20 protein-coding genes are annotated in these 26360 nt (G+C 62.5%); 12 read left to right on the top strand and 8 right to left on the bottom strand.

The window, feature by feature from the left end; genetic code table 11:
* Positions 1-43: 43 nt before the first annotated feature.
* From ACFMO7_RS09850 to pgsA, 3 genes are all read left to right on the top strand, one after another.
* Positions 44-1360 (top strand): NYN domain-containing protein, encoded by a 1317-nt coding sequence (locus ACFMO7_RS09850; RefSeq protein WP_376795315.1) that lies wholly within the window; start codon positions 44-46, stop codon positions 1358-1360.
* 218 nt (positions 1361-1578) lie between these two features.
* Positions 1579-2646 (top strand): M42 family metallopeptidase, encoded by a 1068-nt coding sequence (locus ACFMO7_RS09845; protein ID WP_376795314.1) that lies wholly within the window; start codon positions 1579-1581, stop codon positions 2644-2646.
* 407 nt (positions 2647-3053) lie between these two features.
* A complete protein-coding gene (gene pgsA / locus ACFMO7_RS09840; protein WP_376795313.1) occupies positions 3054-3677 on the top strand; it encodes a CDP-diacylglycerol--glycerol-3-phosphate 3-phosphatidyltransferase in 624 nt (207 codons plus the stop codon).
* Between the two features lie 117 nt (positions 3678-3794).
* On the opposite strand, the gene plsY is transcribed toward pgsA, so the two are convergent.
* Both plsY and ACFMO7_RS09830 read right to left on the bottom strand, forming a co-directional pair.
* Entirely contained in the window at positions 3795-4496 is a 702-nt protein-coding gene (gene plsY / locus ACFMO7_RS09835; protein ID WP_376795312.1) for a glycerol-3-phosphate 1-O-acyltransferase PlsY, read from the bottom strand.
* Between the two features lie 573 nt (positions 4497-5069).
* A complete protein-coding gene (locus ACFMO7_RS09830; RefSeq protein WP_376795311.1) occupies positions 5070-5942 on the bottom strand; it encodes a pantoate--beta-alanine ligase in 873 nt (290 codons plus the stop codon).
* A 360-nt stretch (positions 5943-6302) separates the two neighbouring features.
* Here ACFMO7_RS09830 and ACFMO7_RS09825 point away from each other — a divergent pair, with 360 nt between their 5' ends.
* Both ACFMO7_RS09825 and greA read left to right on the top strand, forming a co-directional pair.
* On the top strand, positions 6303-7550 hold the full coding sequence (locus ACFMO7_RS09825; RefSeq protein ID WP_376795310.1) for an alpha/beta fold hydrolase: 1248 nt from the start codon (positions 6303-6305) through the stop codon (positions 7548-7550).
* A gap of 1009 nt (positions 7551-8559) precedes the next feature.
* Positions 8560-9081 (top strand): transcription elongation factor GreA, encoded by a 522-nt coding sequence (gene greA / locus ACFMO7_RS09820; RefSeq protein WP_376795309.1) that lies wholly within the window; start codon positions 8560-8562, stop codon positions 9079-9081.
* Between the two features lie 268 nt (positions 9082-9349).
* Here the strand turns inward: greA and ACFMO7_RS09815 are convergent, their stop codons facing one another.
* Both ACFMO7_RS09815 and ACFMO7_RS09810 read right to left on the bottom strand, forming a co-directional pair.
* Positions 9350-10477, bottom strand: coding sequence for an aminopeptidase (locus tag ACFMO7_RS09815; RefSeq protein ID WP_376795308.1), 1128 nt, complete (start codon positions 10475-10477; stop codon positions 9350-9352).
* 27 nt (positions 10478-10504) lie between these two features.
* A complete protein-coding gene (locus ACFMO7_RS09810; RefSeq protein WP_376795307.1) occupies positions 10505-11857 on the bottom strand; it encodes an MFS transporter in 1353 nt (450 codons plus the stop codon).
* Positions 11858-12600: 743 nt separating this feature from the next.
* Between ACFMO7_RS09810 and ACFMO7_RS09805 the strand changes: the two genes are divergently transcribed.
* Positions 12601-13620 (top strand): ribose-phosphate diphosphokinase, encoded by a 1020-nt coding sequence (locus ACFMO7_RS09805; protein WP_376795306.1) that lies wholly within the window; start codon positions 12601-12603, stop codon positions 13618-13620.
* Between the two features lie 98 nt (positions 13621-13718).
* A complete protein-coding gene (locus tag ACFMO7_RS09800) occupies positions 13719-14459 on the top strand; it encodes a hypothetical protein (protein ID WP_376795305.1) in 741 nt (246 codons plus the stop codon).
* A gap of 186 nt (positions 14460-14645) precedes the next feature.
* On the opposite strand, the gene ACFMO7_RS09795 is transcribed toward ACFMO7_RS09800, so the two are convergent.
* The 3 genes from ACFMO7_RS09795 to ACFMO7_RS09785 form a co-directional block, all read right to left on the bottom strand.
* Positions 14646-15986, bottom strand: a complete 1341-nt coding sequence (locus tag ACFMO7_RS09795) for a magnesium transporter MgtE N-terminal domain-containing protein (protein WP_376795304.1) — start codon at positions 15984-15986, stop codon at positions 14646-14648.
* A gap of 7 nt (positions 15987-15993) precedes the next feature.
* Positions 15994-17703 (bottom strand): CTP synthase, encoded by a 1710-nt coding sequence (locus tag ACFMO7_RS09790; RefSeq protein ID WP_376795303.1) that lies wholly within the window; start codon positions 17701-17703, stop codon positions 15994-15996.
* 409 nt (positions 17704-18112) lie between these two features.
* Positions 18113-18808 carry an MBL fold metallo-hydrolase gene (locus tag ACFMO7_RS09785; RefSeq protein WP_376795302.1) on the bottom strand — a complete coding sequence of 232 codons (696 nt, stop codon included), beginning with the start codon at positions 18806-18808 and terminating at the stop codon, positions 18113-18115.
* A 483-nt stretch (positions 18809-19291) separates the two neighbouring features.
* Here ACFMO7_RS09785 and ACFMO7_RS09780 point away from each other — a divergent pair, with 483 nt between their 5' ends.
* Both ACFMO7_RS09780 and secG read left to right on the top strand, forming a co-directional pair.
* Complete coding sequence (locus ACFMO7_RS09780; protein ID WP_376795301.1) at positions 19292-19867, top strand: hypothetical protein; 576 nt, start codon at positions 19292-19294, stop codon at positions 19865-19867.
* Positions 19868-20057: 190 nt separating this feature from the next.
* Positions 20058-20303 carry a preprotein translocase subunit SecG gene (gene secG, locus ACFMO7_RS09775; protein WP_376795300.1) on the top strand — a complete coding sequence of 82 codons (246 nt, stop codon included), beginning with the start codon at positions 20058-20060 and terminating at the stop codon, positions 20301-20303.
* A gap of 206 nt (positions 20304-20509) precedes the next feature.
* Here secG and ACFMO7_RS09770 read toward each other — a convergent pair whose 3' ends face one another.
* On the bottom strand, positions 20510-20716 hold the full coding sequence (locus ACFMO7_RS09770) for a hypothetical protein (protein WP_376795299.1): 207 nt from the start codon (positions 20714-20716) through the stop codon (positions 20510-20512).
* A 48-nt stretch (positions 20717-20764) separates the two neighbouring features.
* Here ACFMO7_RS09770 and ACFMO7_RS09765 point away from each other — a divergent pair, with 48 nt between their 5' ends.
* The 3 genes from ACFMO7_RS09765 to ACFMO7_RS09755 all read left to right on the top strand — a co-directional run bounded on the left by ACFMO7_RS09765 (position 20765) and on the right by ACFMO7_RS09755 (position 26306).
* Positions 20765-21985, top strand: a complete 1221-nt coding sequence (locus ACFMO7_RS09765) for a serine/threonine-protein kinase (protein ID WP_376795298.1) — start codon at positions 20765-20767, stop codon at positions 21983-21985.
* 631 nt (positions 21986-22616) lie between these two features.
* Positions 22617-23912: an MFS transporter gene (locus tag ACFMO7_RS09760; protein ID WP_376795297.1), complete on the top strand. Its 1296-nt coding sequence runs from the start codon at positions 22617-22619 to the stop codon at positions 23910-23912.
* A 330-nt stretch (positions 23913-24242) separates the two neighbouring features.
* Positions 24243-26306, top strand: a complete 2064-nt coding sequence (locus tag ACFMO7_RS09755) for a tetratricopeptide repeat protein (protein WP_376795296.1) — start codon at positions 24243-24245, stop codon at positions 26304-26306.
* The last annotated feature ends 54 nt before the right edge of the window (positions 26307-26360 follow it).

Here is a 26360-nt window from a genome sequence, read left to right as displayed (position 1 = left end):
CAATCCTGGTCTGCGCGGTTTCTCCCCATGAGAGGAGAAGATTGTGCCAGAAGAGATCGCTCTATTCATTGACTTTGAGAACATTCGCTACAGTATGCTGAATATCCAGCGGCGAGAGCCTGATCCGCAGGAGCTGATCGCCGTCGCTCGCCGTTATGGAACTGTCATGGTGGCCCGCGCTTATGCGGACTGGTCGCGTCAGCCAGAGCTGTTCAAGGGCAGCCTGACCGCGGCGATGATCGATCGGGTTGACTGCCCGGCCAAGCAGCGTGACCGCATCCGCATTGGGACGATTCACTATCCTCCAGGGAATCCCTCAACAGGCGCGCTCGGAGTGCCCGGCTACGCTTCTGAAGGTCCGTATCAGCGCCAGTGGTCTGCGGGGGGCTCCGCCCATAGCGGCCATACCGGACCATTCCCCGCAGTCCAGCCCCACCAGGAGAACGGCTGGTCTGGCTACCAGCAGGATCAGGCAGCATCGCGCGCGGATATAGAGTCGCGCTCTTCCAGCGACGAGGATACCGCCTACCAGCCGGTGCCTCGCCAGGGTTTCCCCTACACCTCCCCACACGGCCAGCCTCCCAGCGGCCCCCTCTCCCACCATCATGGCGGCTCTGGGTCTGGTCCTTTGGGATATTCCCATCAGCAGCATAGCGGCGGTACCGGCCACCTGCCCGCTATCGGACCCGGCACGAATGCAATCGTGCAAAGTACGATCGTCCAGAGTACCGTCGACCTGAACATGCTGATGGATATCATCGAGACGGTCTTCGACCGCCCCTCGATCTCTACCTTTGTGTTGATGACGGGCGACAAGGACTTTACCCGCATCTGCGCTCGCTTGAAGTTACGCCTTAATAAAACGGTGATTGTTGTTGGGATACCGGGAACCGTCAGCCGGGATCTGATTAGCAGCGCGAACCAGTTCGTCCCTCTGGTCCCTGGCATCGCTTCGACCTCTGCGACGAATACCGGCAGCGGCTATGTCCCCGCCGTCTCCTCGGGCAGCACAGGGCACATGCCCGCAGTGCACCCAGGTACCAATCCCCATATGCCCGCTGTCAATGCGCAGCCGCCGATCGATGTGCTGGACCCACAGTTCCTGCAATTCCTTGACTACATCGACCGCAACTGGTCCTGGCGTACAGTGATGGGCGTGGCGAATTTCATCGGCGACCCGCTGAACCCAAAGAATCGCTTTCGCGGTCGCTTGACACGCGAATCGGCGCGTGAGCTGCTCCACGCTTGCATCCAGCGTGGGATCTTGCTGGTCCAGACCGATGCTACAGGGGCCGAAGATCTGCGCCTCAATCGCTCCCACCCCGAGGTGGAAGAGGTGCTGAAGCAATTCGTGCGCTGATCCTGGGAAAGCACAGGGAGGTTCGTCTTGTTGAGCGCCGCCCTCTCGTCGCCGATACACGCGCCTAGAGCGCTACCCATTCGCTTTGCTCAAGGTCCAGGCGCCTGGTAGCTGTAAAGCGCCAGGCGCTTTCATTTCCGCCTGAGCGATCTTTCCCCCCTTGCCATGCCTGTTTCTTTTTTGGGGGTCCGACCTTAGCTGTCTTGGAGTGTACTGTCATGGGAGAAGATCTTCAGCTCTCTCTGCTCGAGGAGTTGACCGAGCGCCCTAGTCCCTCGGGTTTCGAGCAGCCTGTTCAGGAGGTGGTGCGCCGCGAGTGTGCTCGCTACGCCGACACAGTGACGACCGACGTACATGGGAATGTGATCGCGGCCCTGCACCCCGAGGGACGTCCTCGTCTGATGCTTACCGCGCACTGCGACGAGCTGGGCTTGCTGGTGCGCTATATCGATGAGCAGGGTTTCCTCTACTTTGCTCCGATTGGAGGCTTCGATCCGACTACGCTGCCCGGCGAACGGGTGCTGCTGCATACGGCTTCCGGTCCGCTGCTCGGTGTGATCGGAACCAGGCCGATTCATCTGCAGGAGCCTGAAGAGCGCGGCAAGGCTCTGGCCCTGAAACAGCTCTGGATCGACATCGGGGCCAGCAGTAAGCAGGAGGCCGAGGAGCTGGCGCCTCCGGGGACGGTGGTGACCCGCGCGGCCCGGTTGCAGCCCCTACGCGGCCAGTTGGTGACTGGGCGCGGTCTGGACGACAAGGCCGGCCTCTATGCGGTCCTGGAAACGCTGAGGCGCGTGGCGGCCCAGCGTGAGCAGCTCCAGGCGGCTCTTTACGTGGTCTCAGCCGTTCAAGAGGAAATCGGCTCCCGCGGCGTGCGCACCAGCGCCTACGCGATTCAGCCAGAGCTGGCCATTGCTGTGGATGTGACGCCTACTGCCGATCATCCTCAGACCTCTAAGCAGGAGGTCGGTGACATCCGGCTTGGCGCAGGGCCGGTGCTGACCATTGGGGCACATGTGAATCCGCGCGTTTACGCTTTGCTGGTAGAGGCGGCCCGCCAGGCCGGGTTGGCCTATCAGCTCGATCCTACTCCGGGACGCACGGCCACCGATGCGGATCTGCTGCAGGTGAGCCGCAATGGGGTGGCGACGGGCCTGGTGAGTATCCCTTGTCGCTATCTGCATACTGGTTCCGAGATCGTCTCTCTGGAGGACATCGAGAGGACGGCAGCTCTGCTGACTCGCTTTGTGCTGGCCTTGAGCGCCGAGGTCAGTCTGATTCCTTAGCGAGCGACCTGGACAAGACAAGAGGCCGGACCCGTGGGTCCGGCCCTTCCCTTCTCGCTCTGGCCGCCGGGGGGACACGTCCATTGGCCAGGCCGAGGGAGCGAGGTGAAGGCAGCGCCGGCGCAGGTCCAGCGGTCTCCCCACGGGGCTCTGCGCTCCTCGCCCCGGGGTGTCCACTTCTCTAGAGGAGGCCGCTGACAGAGTAGAGCCAGGAAGCCGGACTTCCAGCGGGCCTGGCCCCCGGTAGGCGTTGCTCAAGCTGGTCGGCCTCCCCAGGCTGAAGCTGGCTGAGCCTCGAAGGCTGTTCCCCCCGCTGCGGGCTGATAGAGCCGTGGCTGCGCCCTACCCAAGCATCAGCACTTTGCTTATAATGTGAGTACCCAACGCCGTAAGGAGACCGCTGGACTATGCAGCATGTTCCCAATCTACTGAGCCTCAGCCGGATTGCCAGCACCCTGCTTATTTTCGTCCTGGTGCTGATCAACCAGCACTGGGCTTTTTTCGTGGCCACGGTTTTCTTTGTGCTGGCCTCTATCACCGATCTGCTCGACGGCTACCTGGCACGCCGCTATCATCTGGTCTCATCGCTGGGCGTCTTCCTCGATCTGACGGCTGACAAGGTGTTTGTCTCCAGTATCCTGATCGCTCTGGTGCAGATCGGCCTGGTGCCAGCCTGGATCGTTGTGATCATCGTTGCCCGCGAATTCCTGGTCACGGGCCTGCGCTCAATGGCTGCGGCCCAGGGTACCGTGATCGCCGCGGGACGCTGGGGAAAGCAAAAAACCTTTATTACTCTGCTGGCTATCGGCGGTATCCTCCTGGCCCACGGAGTCGGCGATCCCCGTCTGGCTCTCATTCCCACGCCTATCCTGACATCCTCCCCCGCGGCCTGGAGCCTGAGCAGCTTGTTGAATCTGCTGGCAGATATTGCTCTTTTATTAGCCACCTTCTGGACGATTATGTCAGGAGCAGAGTATGTGCTGCGGGCTTTGCCTCTCCTGCAGAGCAAGGAGGATCGCCTGCGCGCCTAGATCGATAGGCGCCTTAGCCATAGTCCAGGCCAGCCCGTAGAGAGCAGCGGGCAAGGGAGAGAGAGACCCACCGGTCCTTTCTCCAGCCTTGCTTGCCTCGCTCACCTCCCGCCAGGTTTAGCGCGAGGAGGCTGCTCCACCAGGCGAGGCCACCACCTCCTTCTGTCCGAGCTTGCGCTCTTTTCCGGCCAGGAGCCGCTCGATATTGTCGGAGTGGAAGAGAATCACAAGCAGGGGGGCAACGATCATGAAGATCATGGCCGGCACGGGCAGCCAGCCGAGAAGCCCGAAGATAACGCCACAGACCATGACTGTGACGCAGCCCACCAGCGAGCCGAGCGAGACATAGCGAGAGAGCGCGATGGTGCTAATGGTGAAGACTGCCCCAATGCCAAAGATAAGGAAGGAGACTGGGGGCGCCACGAAGAGTAGCGAGCCGGCCCCCGTGAGCACGCCTCTCCCCCCCTGGAAGCCGATAAAAATGGGGTGACGGTGACCGATGAGGGCCGCTAAGCCGGCTAGCAGGGGACCCCAGCCCAAGACATGAAAGAAGGGAACGTAGACGGCCAGCAGCATCGGCAAAATACCTTTAGAGAGGTCGAGGACCATGACGATGATGGCTGGCCCTATCCCAAGGACACGGCTAACGTTGGTCGCTCCCGTCTTGCGGCTGCCATAGTTGCGAATATCAAAGTCTCGTCCACGCAGGATCTTGCCCATCCAGTAGCCTGGCGGCAGCGACCCCCAGAGATAGCCAATGACCGCGATGAGCAGGAGCCTGAGCGCGATGAAGATGGGTTGATCAGCGGTTAGCGGCATAGGAGCCTCCTTCGTTGACTCTGTGAAGTCGGAGCTAGCTAGCACCTCTTGATGGCGCGTCGTAGCGCGCCCTTATTATAGGTCACAATGTCCGCTGGATTCCAGCTAACCAGTCCCAGCACGAGCCTCTTCTCCTCCCTGCTCCTCCCTTCAGGCCCTTTCACGTCCCGGCTTCCGACACGAAAGACAGTTTTCCTCTTCCTGTTCCAGTTCCAGGATGAGGGAGGGCCGGCACCGCTTAGTCCTCCAGGGGAGGTGTGCCGCCTGGTCGCTCATCCTCCCACTGTAGACCACACGCTCCGACCACAGGCTACCTTTGCCACCTGCCTGGAGAGGTGCAGAGAGAGCCTGGGGTCTTTGTGGCCCTGGGATGGCTGGCAACTATAAATAACGCTGTAGCAGCCGCTGGCGGAAGAAGGGAGAAAACCTCTTCAAACTACAACTCAGGCGAGAATAGAAAGAGGCCGGGTCAAGCCACAGAAAGTAGAGCTGGCTCACCGGGATCACCAGAGGTCTCTTCTCCCAGCTTCACTCTTGCCATGGGCCTGGGAGCACGCAAGCTCAGGATGGACGCTAGCTGGCAGAGGACTGGTCTTGAGACCAGAGCAGGCTATCAAGCAGGCGGATGCCGCCGATACGGGCAGCCGCCAGCAAGAGCGCTCTGTCAGCCAGTCCTTCCAGGGCCGCCAGCGTCTCAGGATCGCACAGCGCGACATATTCCAGCCTCGCCAGAGGCTCAGCCTTGATGACCTGCTCCATCGCCTGCAGTACCGCTTCCGGTCGCCGTTCGCCCGCAAGTAACAATCCCAAACCGGTCAACAGGGAGCTGTAGACGCTACGAGCAGCGCGCCTCTCCTCCTGGGTCAATAAAGGATAACTCTCGCTATAGGCCAGCCCATCGGCGTCCCGTTGCTCGGGCAGAACAGCAATACTGACATCGATATTAAAGTCCTGGACGAGGCGACGCATCAGGGCAACGGTATAAACATCACTGCGTAATATATATGTGATATCGGGACGGACGAGCATGAGTAGCTTGCAGGCAGTGGTGGCGATAGCCCGCAAGCGCTGGGGATAAAGCTGGGCCTCGATGCATTCGGCCAGTGTCCCAGCCGGAGAGACATAGGTGGCAAAGTCCGCCGGATACATCGCCTCTCGCTCCGGTGCGAAGACCACGTCGACCCCCAGCCGCTCTAGCAGTCGCAGGTTATGCTCGCGCGTCCCTTGCTCGCGCAGGTGGCGAGCCAACTCTTCGGGTGAGGTGAACTGGAGAGGATCGGCAAAGAGACTGACAACGCAGATTTCACACTCCCGCCTGGCCGCCTCGATGAGAGCCAGGTGCCCCGGGTGCAGGCTGCCCTGCGTCGGTACCAGGGCCACGGCTCCCCCAGACAGCCAGCCACGCGCCGTCTCAGTCATCTCCCACAGCTCATGAATCACGCGCATACTTTCTCCCCGGGCTGCGCCCATTTGTATAAAAATGTATCTCTATTATTCATTATGTGGCGCGTATTGTAGTTGCTCTGCCTGGCGGCGTCAACTGACCTACCATGCTATACTAGTCAGGGAGCCGGCCCGCTCTTAGCCACCAGCCGGCGTCTGAGAGGCAGAGCAGCCTGGCTCTTCTGGCGCCGTTGTTGTCGCGGCAGTCTGACTGGCCACCTTATCCCTGTCTCTCCTTGGCCGTGTCACAGGTGACGAGCCGGCTGGCCGTCTTGCCAGGCCGCCCCAGGCCGGTTCTGCGAGAAGTAGCGCCACCTGACCTCTCATGCTATACTACTCAGCGAGGAGGTCTGCGTCTCACCCATGAAGAACGCTCTGTCCCGCCTGAAATGGCTGTTGCGCCTGAGCGCCCTGGTCAGCCTGCTAGCGGGCCTTGGGGCGAGCCTGGCCATTGTCTGGCACCGCCTTGTGACGCCTCAATTGCTCGAGAGTGCCCTGCCGGGTCAGGCGCGGCTCTACCGCTGGCGGCACGGCCACATTTTCTACACCCTGGCTGGTCCAGAGAAGGCGCCGCCGCTGGTCCTCTGGCACGCGCCAGGGCTGGCCGCCTCCGCTTATGAGCTGCGAGAGCTAGCAACCCTTCTGGCGGAGCGCTATCGGGTCTATGCTCCTGACCTGCTGGGCTTTGGCCTCTCCGATCGGCCCGCGCTCCCCTACAACGGGTCGCTCTATACGGACCTGGTGAGCGATTTCCTGCGCGAGGTGGTCGGCGAGCCGGCTCTGCTAGTGGCCCGCGGAGCAAGCTGCCAGTATGTCCTGGAGGCAGCGCAGCGCATCCCCGAGCGATGCCGTGGCCTGGTGCTGCTCTGGCCAGAGCAAGAGGCGGGACTGCGCTGGCAGGGCCTCCCCTGGCTAAGAGAGCTGCTTGCTTCTTTGGCCCATCTCCCTCTGTTGGGCCTGCTCACCTTTTGTCTGCTGACCACGCGGGTCGCTCTTCGCTCCCTGCTGGCGGCGGGGCAGTCCCGCAGCGATCTGGACTATGGCTATGCCACAACCCATCAATTCGGCGCGGAGCATGCTGTTCTGGCCTGGCTGAGCGGCGAGCTGCGGGCGGAGAGAGATGGCAGCCGCTGGGCAGCGGTGGCCTCCCTTCCCTATCCCGTGCTGGTGGTACAGGCAGACTCAGGCAGACGGGGAGAAGAGGCCAGCAGCGAGCCGCAAGGGCAAACGGCCAGAGCCGAGCTGCTCCGGATCACTTCCCAGGGTTATACCGTTGATCGCCAGGCAGCCGCCTTGATCAGCGCCCGCCTGAGTGAGTGGCCAGCGCCCCCCCGGTCCTCCGAGGAGGCTTCCGGTCGCGCCCCAGGCGCGGGCCAGGGAGAAGAGGCCGACCCGCCCGCAGAGAGCGAGCCAGCAACCAGCGCAAGCGCGGAGGTCCCAACTCCATCGCCCGCCGAAACGGCCTCCGCCATCGAAGCGTACTGCCTCAAATGCAAGCAGAAGAGCTTGATGCTCAATGTCAGCGAGACAATCCTGAAGAACGGGCGCCCGGCTCTGCAGGGCACCTGCGCGCGCTGCGGGACACGCATGTACCGCATCGGTCGTCGTTGATCCATCCAGGCAGCGTGACGACGACCGGCCAGCGGTGGTCTCTGGCGGGTGTGGATCACAGCATCGGTTGGAGCAGCGCGACGGAATGGCGCCCGTTGGCCGTTTGTAAAGATAAGAAGGAGGAATGGCATAGCAGCAAAGGAAGGAGCTGGAGGCCGGTCAAGCCACGAGCTGCGCGGGCCACCTGAGCCGTCAGTTGTTGGGCCTGGCGCGCTCAGCCTGACGGGCGGAGCATGTGGACCCATTGAGTACAATCCCATAGCAAAAATGGCTACCTGATTTGACTTGACGTCCGGTTTTTAAGACCGTATAATCTCTGTCATGTGTTGCGCACCTGGCGTAGCACCTGCTGCGCGCTGAGCAGCCCTAGAGGGACCCTGAGAGACGGCCCAACCACGTGGCAGCAATTGCCCCAAACTCTGCACGGATGCATGCACAGCGGATCGTGATCGCCGAGCCGCGCAGACGTCAGCCGCGGCCTGGCGACCAGTTGCAACAGAAGCATGCCTGTTCTCTTCCCCGGTTTTAGCAACCCACCGGGTCCGCCTGGTGGGAGAGGCTACGGATTCGCCTTCTGCAGACAAGCCTGCCCCGGGCAGGCCGTTCACGCTATGGCCACGGCCAGGCCCCGCCCAGGGCAAGCAAGCCAGTAAGAGCGTCAGATAAGCGGATGGACAGGCAGAAAGGCATCCATCCCAGCGACCCTACCGCGAGTCAGGTGAGCCGCTGAGCGCAGAGAGAGGGACTGCTATGAGGCCAGCCGAGATCGGAGGGGGACCATCGGCAGGGCAGTCCAGCCGCGCCAGAGCGGGCAGAGCGTCAGCTGAGCCGACCCAGCCCACAGCCTGTCGAGTGTGGGGAATCAGGCTGCGAGCTGTCCCACGGATCAATGGACCGGACGCTTCCAAGCCAGTGTTAGCTAGCGATCGTGAAGATCTGGGAGAGGCAACCGCGAACGAATCACGCTTCGATCACGAGCCTTAAGACCAGAGAGGAGTAGGAGTCTAATATGAGTATTGGTGGACAGAGCGATGTAACACCCGAGCGCAAGGTCTACTTTCTGACCCCTGAAGGATATCGCAAGAAGAAAGAGCGCCTGGAATACCTGCGCACGGTCAAGCGCCAGGAGGTCGCGGACTTCATCCATGATGCCAAAGAAGCCGGCGACATCAGCGAAAGCGGCGCCTACGAGGAGGCCAAGCGCCAGCAGGCTGCGGTAGAAGGCGAGATTCTGGAGCTGGAGAAGTTGCTGGCCTCTTCCGAGATCATGACCGCCGATATGCACAACGATCTTGAAGGCCCTCCAGTCGTGCGTATCGGTATGCAGGTAGAAGTTGAGACCGAGAGCGGCGCAGCACGCACTTTCAAGATCGTAGAGACCTACGAGGCCGATCCCAAGTCCGGTTTGATCTCCGACCAGTCTCCAGTCGGCAAGGCTCTGCTCGGCCATAAGGCGGGCGACGTGGTGAGCGTTTCAACGCCGGGTGGCGTGACGACCTACAAGATTCTGTCGGTACGCCCAATGCTCTAAGCAAGCACGCTGGCGGAGCCTGGCCACCCGCCCCAGGGCAGCGCCGGCTCCCGCCCTTCCGATGCCCAAGCAGCGAAAGCAGGGTGGCTCCGCCGCCGCGCGCGCTCTTCCTCCAGCGCGTGAGCAGGCGTTGATCGCCACCCTGCTCGCTTTAGCAGGTGGGTAGCCAGCCTGTCGGTCTGCCTGCCTGTCTCCCTGTCGGTCTGCCTGCCTGCCTCTCCGATCAGGCCCCTGCAGTCCGCGAACCAGCCGGCGAACTGGCTAAGGGCTAGATGACAAAGCGGCCATCCTTGTAGAAGAGGAGGCCATCGACGCGAATCTCGCTGTCCTGACGCATATCGCACACCAGATCCCAGTGCAGAGCCGACTGATTCAGACCGCCGGTTTCAGGATAGGAGGCCCCCAGGGCCAGATGAATCGTCCCCCCAAACTTTTCATCAAAGAGGGGCTGCCTGGTAACGCGCTGGATGCGATAATTGTTGCCAATAGCGAACTCGCCCAGACGGCGGGCGCCCTCATCGAGGGCCAGCATATGCTCTAGCTGAGGCTGACCCTGGGCGGCCTGAGCCTCCACAACCAGCCCGTTTTCCAAGCGCAGGCGCACGTCCTCAACCTGCATCCCCTGATAGCTGCAGGGGAAGCGGAAGCGAATCCAGCCGTTGGCCGAGGTCTCCAGCGGACTGGTAAAGATCTCACCACCGGGCAAGTTATAGCGGCCATCATCGCTGACAAAGCGCCGTCCCTTGTAGGACAGCGTCAACTCGACATCGGGACCGCGCAGCTCGACGTTCGCTTCCTGGCGCTCGCTGAGCCAGGCGACCAGGCGCTGCTGCTGCTGGTGCAGCTCCATCCAACGGGTCACCGGGTCCTCGTCATCCAGGAAGCAGGCCCGGTAGAGAAAGTCCTCAAAGTCGCTCAGGGACATCCCTGTATCCTGGGCATAGGCCGGGGTTGGGAACATTGTGGCTGTCCAGCGCAGCGACCCCGGGGCATGGCGCTGGTCGGGTCGGGTACGCTCCATCAGCCGTTGGCTCAACACGCGCGACGCCTGGCGCGAGAGGGCCAGGCGAGCCGGATCAACGCCCCTCAGCTCACAGGTGTTTTCCTCCGACTCGATGCTGAGCAGCGCCTCAAACTCCTCCCAGACCAAACGCCGCAGCGGCGACACAAAGGTCAGCTGTTCCTCGCTGGCCTCCTTGAGGATAATCTCAGCCAGACCTGGCAGCTGCAACAGGGTAGAAACATGGGCGCCGGCGCGCACGGCTTCACGTGCAACCTCACGAATGAGAGGGGCCGCCAATGGGGTAGCGATAATCGCCAGGCGGTCCCCCCGACGCAGTTCCAGCGAATGGTGGACGAGCACGCGCGCCATGCGCTCGACACGAGGATCGGTCATAGTCTTGCTCTCTGCCTCCTTACACCGTCACGCCTGCGCTGCCCGCTCCGATCCCGCCTCTGTGGCTCCCGGCGGCGCAGCGGCAGGCTCGATTCTGGTCGGTAGCCCGAACCAGCCAATGAGACCGGCCAGCACCGTCAGCCAGCCTCCAATAATAAACAGAATATACACCGGGATGAATTGGGCAAGATAGCCCCCCAGAGCGATCGAAAGCACGCTGGCGATAAACATGCTGGTCTGAATGACGGCTTCCACCCGCCCGATCAGGGTCCGCGGGGAGCAGAGGAGCAGCAGCGCCATATAGCCAACTTCGATGCCGCCCTGGAGCAGGCCCGTCAGAAAGTAGAAGAAGAACGCCAGCGGGAACCAGACCTGCAGACCGAAGGCCACGATGCCCAAGCCCGTCAGAAAGACGCTGCCGGTCAATACGGAGCGCGGAGAGAGCTTCTTGCTCAAAGCGCCCGCGATCAGGGAGCCGATGAGCAGACCAACCCCGCTGGCCGTGGCCATCGGGCCATAGAGTTCAGGATTGGCATGCAGACGCTGGCTGATAAAAACGATGTCGAGGGCATTGAGCGCGCCCACCCCAAACCAGTTGATTACCAGGAGGATCATCAGGACGCAGAGCACACGCGAGCCAAGCACAAAGCGAAAGCCCTCGGCCAGCTCCTTCAGCACGGCCCGGACGGCGCCAGCGCCACTCTCGCCCGCCTCTGGCCGACGCCGGGCACCCGGATGCAGGGCCTGGGCCGAGACGCGCAGCGCCATAATACAGAGGGCCGAGACCAGGAAGGAGGCAGCGTTGAGCACGACGCCGAGGTAGGGACCCACCAGGAAGTAAAGGCCCGCGCCAAGACTCGGGCCGGCAATGATCGCAAAAGCAAAACTCGACTGCAGAATCGAGGCCGCCCTCGGCTGGTCCTGCTCGGCCAGAATGACCTGCAGCACGCCCGAGCGGGCAGGCATAAAGAAGCGCCCCAGGCTGCCAATCAGGAAGACCGCCAGGTAGACGGTCGGCAAGCGCAGGGCCGGCGGCACCAACAGCGGCCATAGAGCGATAAAGCAGCGCAACAGGTCGGAAACGATCATGGTCTGGCGGCGATTCCAGCGATCCACAAAGACGCCAGCGATCGGCCCAACCAGAACATAGGTCAGATACTGAGCCGCCCAGATACCACTCACCGAGGCCGCCGTACCCGCCTGAGCGTAGACCCAGATCTGCAGGGTGGCACTGTAAACAAAATCCCCAAGATAGGAGATGATCTGGCCGCCGGTCAAAAAAAGAAAGTTGCGATTGCGCAGCAAGCCCACGGGAGGAAGCTCTCCCGGCGACTGCTCTACTGACTGCGGTGTGGTCGATTGCTGCGAATCTAAAGACATGCAGAACTTCCTTTCTCTGTCGCAGTAGCTACCTATTGCATCCAATGCAGACAAAGCAAGACCATGTCCAGTCAGTGCTCCCGCCGGTGGCCCGGTGGGAGCGCGCTTCAGGCAAACGAGCGAGCACAGGGGGACACCTCGACCCCGTCAAGGGCCGCCTCGGAGATGTCCGCGAGAACGAGGGAATGTGGCACCCCAGCCCAGCCAGATCGGCCAGCAGCACGGAAAGACAGCCATGACCCTCCAGGCCCGGCCGGCCAAGGCAACCGGCCCAGAAGAGCGACATGCACTCAGGCAGCACTGACTCAGGCTCTCCCGACTACGCCCTGCTCGGCCGACTGGCCAGCCAGCTCGGGGAACGCTCTCCCGCAAGGGGAGGGAGCCACCTCCGGTAGCTACGCCTTTTCTCAGCCGAACAAAAGCAGCAAAGCAACGATCATGTAGATCTGGCAGAGCCTTTTAGCTACCTATGGTTCGCAATACTCAGGCATTGATCTATTCTTATCGACCAATATTTGCAATCATGCAAAAAGATAAAGTACAGATGGCCATGTTGTCAAGGCATTTTCTAGCAAGATCATCAGCTCAGCGGTTTGGCAGGGATAGCCTGCTATCTCTGCAATTCGGCAGGGAAAAAGAAGGCTGGCTGGCAGCTAGCGAGACATGCTACAATAGAGGGGTAACCACTGCGGGTATGGCCAGCCACAGTGGTTCTGTGGCTTCTAAGAGGGGGGAGACCATTCATGACAGAGAGCGCAGCGGCAGCGAGAAGGCCGAATCGGAGCGGCCCGCCAATTGACGTGGACATCTACAGCGGCTCGGCCACCCCGGAGCTGGCGCAGGCCGTAGCGAGCTGCCTGGGGCGTCCATTGGGGAGGCGGGAGCTGCATCGTTTTGCCGACGGCGAATGCCACGTGCAGATCCAGGAGAGCGTGCGCGGCAGGGACATCTACATCGTGCAGTCGACCTGCCACCCGGTCAACGAGCACCTGATGGAGCTGCTCGTGATGATCGACGCTTTCCGTCGCGCCTCGGCCGCACGCATTACCGCCGTCATCCCCTACTATGGCTATGCGCGCCAGGAGAAGAAGACCACGGGGCGCGAGCCGATTACCGCCAAACTCGTCGCCAACCTGCTATCGACAGCCGGAGCCGACCGGGTCGTCTCCGTTGACCTGCACTCGCCGGCCATTCAGGGCTTCTTTGACATCGGCATGGACCATTTGACCGCCATCCCGCTGCTGGGCGAATACCTGCGCCAGCACATCGACCTGAGCGACGCCGTGGTCGTGACGCCAGACACCGGGCGCGTCAAGGTGGCCGATGTCTACGCCAACATGCTCAACATTCCGCTGGTCGTGATGCACAAGCGGCGCGGGGGGAACCACGCCCAGGATGTGGAGGTCAGCGCGATCGTTGGCGAGGTCGCCGGCAAGCGGCCCATCATCGTGGACGATATCATCTCGACTGGCGGGACGATCATCACCTGCACTCAGGCCCTGCTCGAGGCCGGGGCCCAGCCAGACATCACGGTAGTCGCCACCCACGCCGTGCTGACGCCGCCGGCGGAAGAACGCCTCTGCATGCCCGAGATCACGCGCGTGGTCACTACCGATACGATCCCGCTGGGCGGCAAGACTCTCGGCGGCAAGGTCGTGGTGATCTCCGTCGCCTCCCTGCTGGCGGAAACGATCGAGCGCCTGCACGAGGGGCGCTCGATCAGCGCCCTCTTCCGCGACTGGCGTGAGAGCTATCCTGTCTAATATTGACACATCCTATCGGGAACGCTCATAATATAGAGGCATCTTATCAGGGTGCCACGGGCATACTTGCCCCAACCAGGGGCAGCAAGGAGCGTTTCATGCTAACCTTTGAAGATGTGACCGGTTTCTTCCTGAAGGCGGCTGCGGAGGTCGGGCTGACGGCACATCCCGAGTACTGGATCAACTCCCGCACCATGGAACGTGAATTTGCCTGCACCTGTCACATCGGAAGCTGCGAACAGGTTGAAAACTCCAGCATCTGCACCGTCTCTTTTAGCTGGGGCAGTCTGGATACCGCGCTCTCTCTCGAAGGACCTCGGGGAGTCTGCGATTTCTTCCACGAGCCGCACGCCGACTGTCCGCACCTGCGTACGCGCGAGATCCCCGCGCTGGTGCTGGATCTCTCCTACTCGCTTTCTCTCAAAGGCACAACGCTCTCGGAAGAGACGCTCCTCTCTCTGACCCAGATGCTCAGGCTGCGCGCCAGCGAGCACAGCAGCCGCACGGTCGAGACCCGGCCCGGTGTCACGCTGACTCTGCAGGACCATCGGCTCGTGCCAGAGTCGCTGACGCTGCAGCAGCGCGTGGAGCTCCCGATCTGGCACCCAGAGGGTCTGCGCGGTCTCCTTGAGAGTTCTCCTTACCACTATAGCGGGGGTCATACACCAGGTCTCAGCTGGAGTCATCGCTACAACGACGAAGAGGAGGAGAGCGAGGCGGAGATTGTGGCCGATGACCCACATCCCGAAGAATGGCTACCTCGGGTCATGGTCGATGTCTGCCAGGACATTGTGCATGTGCTTGAAGCCTTGAGCGCGGTCTGCTCTCTTCCCGAGTAAGCTCCGGGAGAGAGCAGACCACCTGCCTGACCTACCCTCATCTGCACAATAAGCCGTCTTTTTTCTCTCTATTCCCCTGCTCTTCTCTTTTCTTTTTTGTCAGGGAAGGGCTTTTTTTCTGTACCTTCTTCTGTTTTCCTTCCCTTCCTCTTGATCCGCCTGTCTCGCTGGAACCTCTCCTCCGACTCAATAGCGACGCGGCGGCTTCCGGCGACGCTCCGGTGGCAGCAGGACGTCGATAGCGTCATCAACGGTGACAATGCCCCGTAGCAGCCCCTCGTCGTTGACGACCGGCACAGCCAGCAGGTTGTATTTGGCAATGACCTCGGCGACGCTGCGAGCATCGGCCTCGGGCCGCACGGTGACAAGATCGCGCAGCATCAGTTCCTGCAGGCTTTGCTCAGGCGAGGCCACCAGCAGCTTCCAGATCGAGACCACGCCAAGCAGGCGCGGCTCGTCGCGCTCCTCGTCGTCGACGACGTAGATGTAGACGGCCTGGCCGTCCTGGTCGAGGATATGGCGGCGCAGGGCTTCCAGGGCCTCGGCGCTGCTCCGGCTGCTACTGAGGGCCAGGTAGTCGGTGGTCATAAGGCCACCGGCGGAGTCCTCGGCGTACTCCAGCAGCTCACGGACATCCTCGGATTCTTCGGGAGTGAGCAGGCGCAGCAGCTCCTGGGCCCGCTCCTCTGGCAGGCGCGCCAGCAGGTCAGCGACCTCGTCCGGCTCCATTGCCTGCAGAATGGCGGCGGCCCGCGCGGCGCTGAGTTTCTCCAGGATGTAGGTCTGGCGCTCGGTGTCTACTTCCTGGAGAATGTCCGCGGCGGTCTCGTCGTCGAGGCCCTCCAAGAGACGCGCCCCCTGGGCCGGGGTGAGCTGGTGAATGATGTCGGCGATGTCGGCGGGGCGCAGCTCGGCCAGGGGACCGCTCGGCTGGCGCCGCAGCTCCTGCTGCGCCAGCCCCTCTAGCCCTCCTCGGCGCTCACCTGTCCCTCTCTCTGTCCGACCCTCCTCTGTCTCCTCCGACGGTGGCTCCCCCTCGCGCAATGGTTCGAGCCGCTCCCAGGGAATGAGGTGGCCCGGCGCCTCGCGCCCCCTGGCCCCCAGGAGCCAGGCCGGCACCAGGCGCCGCAGCAGCCCCCAGGGACTGGTGTCGATCCCCACAATGCGCCAGTCCGCTTCCAGGCAGACATCGTTGACGCGCACCGGGCGCCGCCGCTCCAGGTCGACCGCCTGCCTGTCCAGGACCTCGCGCGCCAGGCTGATCTCCTGCTCCACGGCGGCGGGAGGCGGCAGCTCGGGCAGGGCCATGCGCAAGATTAGGGCCTGATCATGTACCTGGACCGCCAGGGGCGTGACGCGCCAGAGACGCCCGTCCTGGCCTTCTACCAGCAGCGCGCTGGCGTAGGTAGGCCCACCAGGCTCTTCGCGCGCTTGCGCGGGCGCTACCAGAACATCGGTGAGTTTTCCAACGCGCGCACCCTGGGGATCCTCCACAGGTGCACCGAGTAGATGGCTCAAATATAACATCTTGCCTTTATTTCGACATTTCGAGTCGCGAATCCGAAGCTACGCCCTCGGGAGTGCGGACCGCGCCCACGCGAGCCACGCCATCGCTGGTCTCCGCCGCGCTTGCGCCCAGGCCGGCATGCCGCTTGCAGGCGGCGATGAAGTCGCGGAAGAGGGGATGGGGGCGGTTCGGACGGCTCTTAAACTCAGGATGGAACTGGGAAGCGACAAACCAGGGATGGTCAGCCAGCTCGATAATTTCGACCAGGCTGTTATCGGCGGAGCGCCCGCTGATAACCAGGCCGTGGGCTTCCATGCGCTTGCGGTACTCATTGTTGAACTCATAGCGGTGGCGATGGCGCTCGAAGACGATCGCTTCGCCGTAGGCCTGGTAGGCGCGGGTGCCGGGGATCAGGCAACAGACCCAGTTGCCCAGGCGCATGGTGCCACCTTTTTCTGAGATGTGGCGCTGGGTTGGCATCAGGTCGATGACGGGATGAGGGGAGTGAGGATCGAACTCCGAGCTGTTGGCCCCTTCGAGGCCGAGGACGTTGCGGGCAAATTCGATGACGCTGACCTGCATTCCGAGACAGAGGCCCAGATAGGGCGTGTGGCTGCGGCGCGCATAGCCGGCGGCTTTGATTTTGCCTTCAACCCCACGAGGGCCGAAGCCGCCGGGCACGACGATCCCGTGGACATCCTCCAGGGCCTCGGTATAGGCCTCGCCCATCTTTTCCAGCGCCTCGGAATTGATCCACTTGATCTGGACGTCGACGTCGTGATACCAGCCGGCGTGGCGCAGGGCCTCGGCCACCGAGAGATAGGCATCGTGCAGCTCGACGTACTTGCCCACCAGACCGACCGTCAGGGCCGGGCGCGGCTTCTTGATTTTCTCTACCAGGGCGCGCCACTCCTCCATCTGGGGGGCGTGGCCCGGCAGAGAGAGGGCCTGCACCAGGTAGTCGCCGAGGCCGGCCTCCTCCAAAATCAGGGGGATCTCATAGATGGTTTCAACGGTGAGCAGGGGGACGACGGCGCGGGTCTCGACATTGCAGAAGAGGGCGATTTTCTCGCGCAGCTCCTCGCTGACGGGATAGTCGGAGCGACAGAGGATGACGTCGGGCTGAATGCCAACGCGCAGCAGCTCCTTGACGCTGTGCTGGGTCGGCTTCGTTTTTAGCTCGCGGGTCGCCCCCAGGTAGGGGAGCAAGGTGACGTGGAGATAGAGGACATTGGCCCGCCCCACGTCCTTGCGCATCTGACGAATGGCCTCCAAAAATGGCTCGCCCTCGATATCGCCGACGGTGCCACCCACTTCGACAATGACTACGTCGGCGTCCGAGCGGCGAGCCACGTTGTGGATGCGCTCCTTGATCTCGTTGGTAATATGGGGAATCACCTGAATCGTGCCCCCCAGGTACTCGCCCCGTCGCTCTTTGCTGATGACGGTGGCGTAGACCTGGCCGGTGGTGACGTTATTGGCCTGGTACGCTGGTTCGTCGGTAAAGCGCTCGTAGTGGCCCAGATCAAGATCGGTCTCCGCTCCATCGTCGGTCACAAAAACCTCCCCATGCTGATAGGGGGACATGGTGCCGGGGTCGACGTTGATGTAGGGGTCAAGCTTCATGATGGAGACGGAGATCCCGCGGTTCTTGAGCAGGCGCCCAATGGATGCGACGCTAATACCCTTGCCCACAGACGACGCCACACCGCCGGTCACAAAGATAAATTTTGACATAAGAACTCCTCCTCGTGTGGAGCCTTTACCATCGCGTATGAGACCGTCTTCATTCGCTCACTCAGCTCCTCTACTCACAGACTGCCTGGCCAGGGCAGGGTTGGCCTGGCGCACAGCAGGCACGGAGAGAGCCAGGTTCAGGTTCCGGCGAAGCCTCACTCAAGGCCGCTTGCCGCTGACGAGGTGCTCTTCCTGAGCCAGGCCCAGGCAGGTCAGGTCAGGCCAGATCAGGTCAGCAAAGTGGCACCCCGGACAGGCGAGGACAGCCGAGCCGCCTCGCTCCTCTCGCCTGTCCGCCCATACAGACGAGACGCCCGCCAGCCCGCCGGCGGCTACTCTCGCTTCAGAAGAGCGGCAGCCGGACCGGACCTGAACCTGGCAGCCTCCTCACTTACACAACAGCCCCCGCTCAGCTCAGGCTGCGGCAGGAGAGGATGACGACCTGCGTTTCTGCTGGCAGGTTACTCTGCGAGATGACGAGCTTGGGCTGGGGACTGATCGAGTCCACGCCCATCTCGCGGCAAAAGGTCACGAGCGCTTCAGGCAGCGACTGCGAGTCGTCGGCCGCCAGAGGATAGTAGTGCATGGGAATGACGATGCGCGGCACGACCTGGCTGATTACTTCAGCCGCCTGCGCGGCGGTGAGGGTGTGCGCGCCCCCGATGGGCACTAGCAGGACGTCTGCATCGGCGACCTCCTCAAGCTGCTCCTCTTGCAGGATGTGGCCCAGGTCGCCGAGGTGGCAGACGACGATGCCATCTATGTGAATGACATAGATGGTATTGCGCCCACGTTCGCGCCCCCGCTGATTGTCATGATAGGAGGCGACGCCAGTGATCAGCACGTCGCTGATCTCGTACTCGCCCGGCCCGCGCACAATACGGGGATTCCCCTGGACGGCGCGGACATAGTTGTGGTTGGGATGGTCGTGACTGATGGTGACAATCGAGGCGCTGACTTTACCCAGGCGCAGAGGCTCCTTCTGCTGCGGGGCGACTTCCGTCTGGGGAGCGAACGGGTCCGTGATGAGCGTGACTTGTTTTCCTCGCAACTGAAAACAGGAGTGGCCGAGCCAGGAAATCTCCATTGCAAAATGTGAGGACACCCGGAGGTGTCCGCTCCCGCTAAATTCAAGAAGAGGGTAGCCGTCAGTCACGCGCTCATGCCTGGCAGACTCCCCTCGCGTTGCCTTGCTGGTCGTCTGTTTCTGAATGGAAAACATAAGTTCGGGCGGGGACTGCAGTCCTCGCCCGGATTATATTGTACCACAGGGATAGGTCTTCTACAAGGGAAGCCCGTACCAATCGAGCCTTTTTCTTTGCTGGATATCCATCCCCTTTCTAGCCCTCCCCCGCATGGCCCGCTCCCCCCACAGGCCAGCTTGCTTGACGGGACCTGGGCCTGCGGGTTATACTGCGGCGATAAGCGCGCTCCCCCCAGGCGCTGGCCGCCGGCTCCTGGCCGGAGTTTCCGGCCGGGCGAGAAGAGCTGCTCCGCTCCTTTTGCTTCGGCACGGCGCTCAGGGCGGGAAAGCGCAACAAGGCGAGGCGCGGCTACAACTCGCGCAACATCTGAATAGGATGCCCCTATGCGCCTGGAGGAACATGTGGCATTTTCGACGGCGGCGGCCCTGGTGGCCCTGCCGTGGCTGAAAGATGAGGTCTGGCTGCCCTACGCGGCCAGCATTCTGATCGATGTCGACCATTATCTGGAGTTCGTGGCGGCCCGCCGGCGCCTGAGCTTGCGCGAGGCCCTGCGCTATCTGCGCACGCCCCATCGCCAGCGCGGTCCCCTGCCAAAGCCGTTGCATCAACCGCTGACTTTGAGCGCCCTGGCGGCGCTGGCCGCTCTCACGCGCCAGCGCTGGCTGTGGCTGGTGCTGGCAGGAATGCTTTTTCATGTAAGCCTGGACGCCTGCAATAATCGCCTGGTGCGCCGCATTCAGGGACAGCTCCAGCAACAGGCCGCTGGACGCTGCCCACGCTGCGCTCGCTCAACGACCCGGCTGGAGCTGCACGCCCGCCGTCCGCTGCGGACACTGCTGGCTCGCTACCAGCGCACCAATTATGAGGTGCTTTGTCCAGACTGCCATCGCCTGCTCCACCAGCAGGGGCGAGCGGTGAGCGGTAGACAGGAGATCACGTCCGCCGCTCCTGCTCAGTGAGGACTAAGCGGGCTGGCCGCTCTTTCTTGCTTGCTTGCCTGTCTATCTGCCTGCCGCGGCCACTGCGGCCCGAGCAGCCCGATTCTCTCCTGCCCGGCCGCCCCCATCTCGACGCCTGCAGGCGTCTGTGATATAATCGTCGCAAAGGTTTGGCCATTTGAATGGCCTGCGATGAAAGCGAGGGAGAACCTTGAATACGTTGCAAGCCTGGGCCCCGGCTCTTCGGGTGATCCAGATCATCCTGTCGGTGGCCGTTATCCTCTTTATCTTGCTGCAGGCACGCAGCGCCGGCCTGGGAAGCATCTTCGGCGGCGTCAGCACAGGCTCGGTCTTTAAGACTCGCCGCGGGGTGGAGCGCCTGATCTTTAATTTGACGATTGCCTTTGTGGCCCTCTTCGCCCTGATTTCGGTGATCATGATGATGATCCCCGCCTAGCCCAGGCGGGCGGCCCAGGAACCTGGCTCAGGGGCGCGTGGGAAGGCCGTTCCCCTTTCAACAGCTCAGCGCTGCTTCAGACAGTCAGGCTGCTCCCCGCCCCACCATCCCCCCCTGTCCCCCCACCAGGCTCAGCGCCTTCCTCCGGAGCGGACAGGTCTCTCTTTCTCCTGTCAACTTTTTCGCATTTTTTGGCTTTTTATCACCTAAAAACCCCCCAAATCCGCTTCCTCTTCCCCTGCCCGTCCGCTCGCCAGAGACAGAATCGGACAATGGCTGCGCTTGTCCTTAAACGTTAGATAGATATAAATGGATTCATAGATGTAACGCTGTCCGGGATCTTTGAAGTCGACTGCGATGCTATGCGCTTCTCCAGACTGCTGCTTCCGCGCTGGTACATTGACATCTTCCATCGCCGCTCTTTACAATCATAGCAGGCAAGCAAGGAGCGGGAAGCGAGTATGATGGAGCAACCGCTGAGTTTCTCAAGTGAGGCGCGCGAGGGGGACGGGTTTGGCAGCGAGGCGGCGGAGGAGCTGCTGCCGCCGGAGGTGCCGCGCGAGCTGGGCCATTATCGCCTGGTACGTCTGCTGGGCCGAGGAGGCTTTGCCGAGGTCTACCTGGGCGAGCATCGCTATTTGGGGACGGCGGTGGCCCTGAAGCTGCTACGCCCCTGCCCGAGTCCCGAGCCGCTTCGACGTTTCCAGGAGGAGGCCCGTTTGGCGGCGCGCTTGCGCCATCCCCATATTGTGAGCATTCTCGATTTCGTTCTGCTCGAGGAGAGCGGTGTGGCCTTTCTGGTGATGGAGTACGCGCCTGGCGGGACTTTACGTCAGCGCCATCCTCGCGGCAGTCGCCTGCATCCCGCGACGATTCTGCTCTATTTGCAGCAGATCGGGGCGGCTCTGGACTACGCTCATCGTCAGCGCTGCATTCATTGTGATATTAAGCCGGAGAACATGCTGATTGGGGGCGATGGCTCGATCTTGTTGAGCGATTTCGGAATTGCGGCTTTGGCCAGACCGGGGCAGGGAGAGGAGAGCTGGCAGGCGGCCGAGGCCATCGCGGGAACGCTGGCTTATATGGCGCCGGAGCAGTTGGCCGGTCAGCCGCAGTTTGCCAGCGATCAGTACGCACTGGGAGTGGTGGTCTACGAGTGGCTCTGCGGCGAGTGTCCTTTCCGCGGTTCGCCCGCCGAGGTTCTGGCTCAGCACGTTCATGCTCCTCCACCGTCGTTGCGTCAGCGTATGCCGACCCTGCCGCCGGCTCTGGTGGCCGTCGTGGAGAGAGCGTTGGCGAAGCAGCCGGAGGCGCGTTTCGCTACGGTGCTGGAATTTGTGCGGGCCTACGAGCAGGCCCTGGGACGGACCCTGCGCCCGCGCCCCCAGGTCTCCCGGCCCCTGATCGAGCGTCCCTCGCGCCGCGCCTTGGTGGTGGGGATCACCAGCCTGGCCGCCAGTGGCTTGCTCGGCGGCGGCCTGGCCTGGCTGGCCCTGGCACCTCAGCAGCATCCAAGTCGCTCGCTGCTGCCCGGTTGCCCGCTGCCCGTGAGTCGGCCAACCGTCCATCCGCCCCAGGCGCCAGCTCAGGCCACACCGGTCCTCCCCCAGGAGCAAGAGCAGGGCCAGGGTCACGCCTCTTCCTCCCTTCTTTCACCGGCAGGCGCTCCCGCGTCCTTTTAAGCTGAGGGCGCCTGGCTTCTGCGCCTCCTTCCTTGACAGGCCCTCCGTCACTGTGCTACCATTCAGCCGTTATGGCTACCCTCACAGGTCTTTCTACCAGCGTCGGCCTGCGCACGGCCTCGTTGCGCAGCGACGCCATCCGCCCGACCCAGATCGCGCATGCTCCAGCCGCCCAGACCTGGCGCAGCCTGGGCGGCAGAGAGAGAGGAGCAGCGCCACGCCGTTAAACGGGCCAGCATCCAGGCGGCCACCCGCGCAGGCTCTCCGCCGGCCTGGCTTCTGGTCTGGGTGGATCTGGCTCTTTCCGTTGGGCTTTGCTCTGGTACGGCTTTTGGACGCTTCCACCTGGAGAAGGCGATAGCGATCGGATCGCTCGCCAGCTCCCGGCCCTTTTCCTCTCTCTATCTGCCCTTCAGCGATTTTCTTCCAGCTTGACCCGGTCTCGCCCCAGACGAGCAGGCACGCTCTCTGCGGCTGGGCGGGTCTTCTTCCGGCCTGCTCTGGCCTCGTTCCAGATCTCCAGCGTCGCTGCGTCAGGCATTCCTTTTACATCTTGCAGGCTTAAAGACTGTCATTGCTTGTCGACAGATTGTGGGGAGTGCAGGAAGGATCGAAAGGAGCGACAGAGACAATGGAGACGAGGACCGAGGTTCAGGGGGACCAGGCAGGGCCAGTCTCCGCGCGGGCTGGGCTGACACGCGGCGGGCGTTGGCGACTGCTGTTGGCTTACGATGGCTATAATCTGGCGACGAATGCGACCCTGAGCAGCGGGGTCTGGATGATCTATTTGGCCCACCACGGCTACAGTCTGGTGGCTATTGGCTTACTGGAGATGACCCTGCATGTGATAAAGTTGTGTGCAGAGGTTCCGGCGGGGATCTATGCCGATCTGCTGGGGCGCCGCCGTAGCCTTTTTCTGTACTGTGGTCTGTCTGCGGCGGCCATGCTCTGTCTGGCACTTCCGCTCTGGCCATCCGTTGTGCTCAGTTTTGGGCTATGGGGTCTGGCCTTTGCTTTCCGCGGTGGGGCGGAGGAGGCCCTGCTCTGGGGTCTGGCGCGTCGCTGCGTGGCTGACGAGCGGCAGCAGCAGGGCTATTATAGCCGCTTGATCAGTCGCATGTATCTGCTAGCGCTGGTCGCTGAGGCCGCGGGCACGAGCCTGGGAGGCGTCTGCGGCCAGCTAGAGGAGGCGCTGCCGTTCGTGGCGCAGGCGGCTTTGGCCCTTCTGGCGATGCTGCCCCTGCTGGCGCTTCCCGAGGAGCGCGGCGCCAGCCTGCGCCAGCCGCTGGGACATCTGCAGCAAGGCTTGCGCGCCGTGCGGGACGATCGCCTGCTGGTCGGCTTGCTGCTGCTGGCGGGACTGGTCGAGGGCTGTGGCCTGACCATTTATTACTACCACCAGCTTTATCTGGTTGACCTGGGGCTGACTCTGTCTCAGGTGGGCCTGGTGATCGCTGTCAGCCAGCTTATCAGCTTCGGCTGCACGGCCCTGGCACCCGTCCTGCTGGCTCGCCTGGGGCGCGCCCGACTGCTGCCTCTGCTGCTGGTGATGCTGGCCAGTGGGCTGCTGGTGATGAGTCTATCGCTGGCGGCGCTGAGCCTGGCGGGCTTTCTGGTGCTTTTCCAGGGAGCTTACGCCCTCTGGCAACCGGTGATGAGCACCTGGCTCAATGAGCGCTGCTCCGAGGCCCAGCGAGCCACCGTGCTCTCCTTGCAGACGGGCCTCTTTAGTGTGGCGATGGTGGCGCTCTTCCCGCTCTTCGGCCTGGGACTGGGAGAAATGAGCTACCGGACCCTCTATCGCGGGCTTGGGCTGGCGGCCACCGGCGGCCTGGCGCTCGCCGCCCTGTACCGCTTTGTTTTCTGGTCCAGGCGGGGATGGCAGGTCAGGCGACAGAAGAAGGGGGCGGGGACGCGAGCGCGGTGAGGCGGCCCGGTCGGCAGGGGGCGGCCCCTCCCCTCTGCCGGCCGACCTGTCGCTTTTTTATGCACAACTCACAAATTCTTAGCTACTAGTCATGCAGTGATCTTGTATGACATGACGTTATGGAAACGTGGCCGCGCTAGAACTGAGCAGCAGGCACTTTCAGAGTCTTACGAGTACTTGACGAGCTTTGCCCTCTCTCCTACAATAAGTATGCAGGTAGATTGTCAGCCAGGGGCCAGACATAGCCAGCATCCCCGCCTTCATACCGGCAGCATCTGGGGAAGTCCGCCCGGCATAGGGCTTGCAAGCACAGGCAAGAGAACAGGCACGATGGTTGATCATTCGGGTAGACAACTCGATAATTATTTTCTCCTCCGCTTGCTTGGGCAGGGCAACTATGGCCAGGTCTACCTAGGAGAGCACACTCAGCGCAAACACCTCGTGGCGGTCAAGGTCCTGCATACCGGCCTGAACTACGAGGCGCTGCGCCACCTGGTCAATGAGGCCCGCCTCTTTCGCCTGCGGCATCCGCACATTGTGGCGGTCCAGGATTTCGGCGTTGAGCAGGCGCTGGGGGTGCCATTTATCGTGATGGATTACGCACCCAATGGGACCCTGCGCCAGCGCCACCCGCAGGGAACGCGCGTGCCGCTGGAGCTGGTGCTGCACTACGTGCGCCAGCTTGCCGATGCTCTGCAGTACGCCCACGATGAAAATGTGATTCACCGCGACTTGAAGCCGGAAAATATGCTGCTGGACCAGGAGGATCGCATCCTGCTGACCGACTTCGGGATCTCGGTCATCGTGCAGACGCCCCCGGGTCAGACTCCTCTGGAGCAGCAGAATGCCGGGATCGCCGGGACGCCCCATTATATGGCCCCCGAGCAGTTTATGGGCCGCACGAGCCGCGCGAGCGATCAGTATGCCCTGGCGGTGATCGTCTACGAGTGGCTCTGCGGGGATCCCCCCTTCGATGGCTCCTTCTACGAGCTGTACGCCCAGCATTCTCAGGTGCATCCGCCCCCGCTGCTGGAGCGCGTGCCGGGCCTGTCGCCCGAGATCGAGTACGTGATTATGCGCGCCCTCTCGAAGGACCCCAAGGGGCGCTTTGCGAGCGTGCGCGAGTTCGCTCAGGAGTTGGAACGTGCCGCCCGCTCGCTATTGGTGCTCAACTATGTGCCGCGCATCCAGCCACGCAGTCGCCAGGAGTGCTTCGATGATGGGGTGGCTTTTTATTTTCAGGGACGCTATAAGGAGGCGGCCGAGGCGTTCGCCGAGGCCATCTCGCTGGATCCGACCTACGCCGATGCCTATCTGAACCGTGGCAGTTGCTATTTGCAGCTCCAGGAGTATGAGAAGGCCCTGGCCGATTTCGATCGCGCCCTGGAGCTGAATCCCCGCCAGGCTATGGCCTACAACGGGCGCGGCTATGCCCGTTGCGCCCTGGGCGATGAGCGACGCGCCCTGGCCGATTTCGACCGCGCTCTGGAGCTTGATCCGACCTACCTGGAAGCCTATTTCAACCGCGGGCGCGCCTATCGCCGCCTCCAGGAGTACGAGAAGGCGGTCGCCGACTATACGCGCGTGCTGCAGCTCGATCCGAGCAACGTCGATGCCTATAATAATCGTGGCAACGCTTATTGCTGCCTGGGCAATTTCGAGCAGGCGATCGCCGACTTCAGCCAGGCCCTGCGCCTCAACCCTGAGTACGCCCTGGCATACAATAACCGTGGCAATGCCTACGATGCTCTCGGCGAGCATGAGCTGGCTCTGGCCGATCTGACACGCGCTATCGAGCTGGACGCCCTCTACGCTAATGCTTACAATAACCGCGGAACTGTATATCGCAATATGCAAGAGTATGAGCAGGCCCTGGAGGACTACCAGCGCGCCCTGGAGATCCAGCCCGACTACGCGCTGGTCTACTATAATCGCGGCCTGACTCGCTACGAGATGCAGGACTACGAGCAGGCTATCGTGGACTTTGACCGGGCTTTGGAGCTTGATCCGGGCTATGTAGAGGCTTATATCAGGCGTGGAATGGCTCACGATGCTCTGCAGGAGTATGAGAAGGCGATTGCCGATTTTAATCGCGCTGTGGAGCTGGCCCCCTGCCTGGCGCGTACCTATGTCTGCCGCGGCCTGGCTTACGCCGGCCTGGGCAACTATCGCCGCGCTATTCTGGACTATGATCGCGCCCTGGAGCTGCGCCCCGACGATGCGGAGGGCTATCGCCATCGCGGTGTGGCTTATTTCCGCCTGGGCGATTATCAGCGGGCGCTGCTGGACTACGACCGCGCTCTGCAACTGGACCCGGGCAATCGGCTGGTGCGCGCCAGTCGCGAGGAAGCGCTTTATCGCCTGCACCAGGAGCGCCGGCGCGAGGCCCGCTGAACCTGTCCGTCCGGTCCTCGCCTTCCATCGAGGTCGCTCCCTCGCCAGGCCGCT

The organism is Thermogemmatispora sp. (assembly GCF_042408735.1).
In the GTDB taxonomy this organism is placed as follows: Bacteria; Chloroflexota; Ktedonobacteria; order Ktedonobacterales; family Ktedonobacteraceae; genus Thermogemmatispora.
This window is presented reverse-complemented; position numbering and strand designations above follow the sequence as displayed.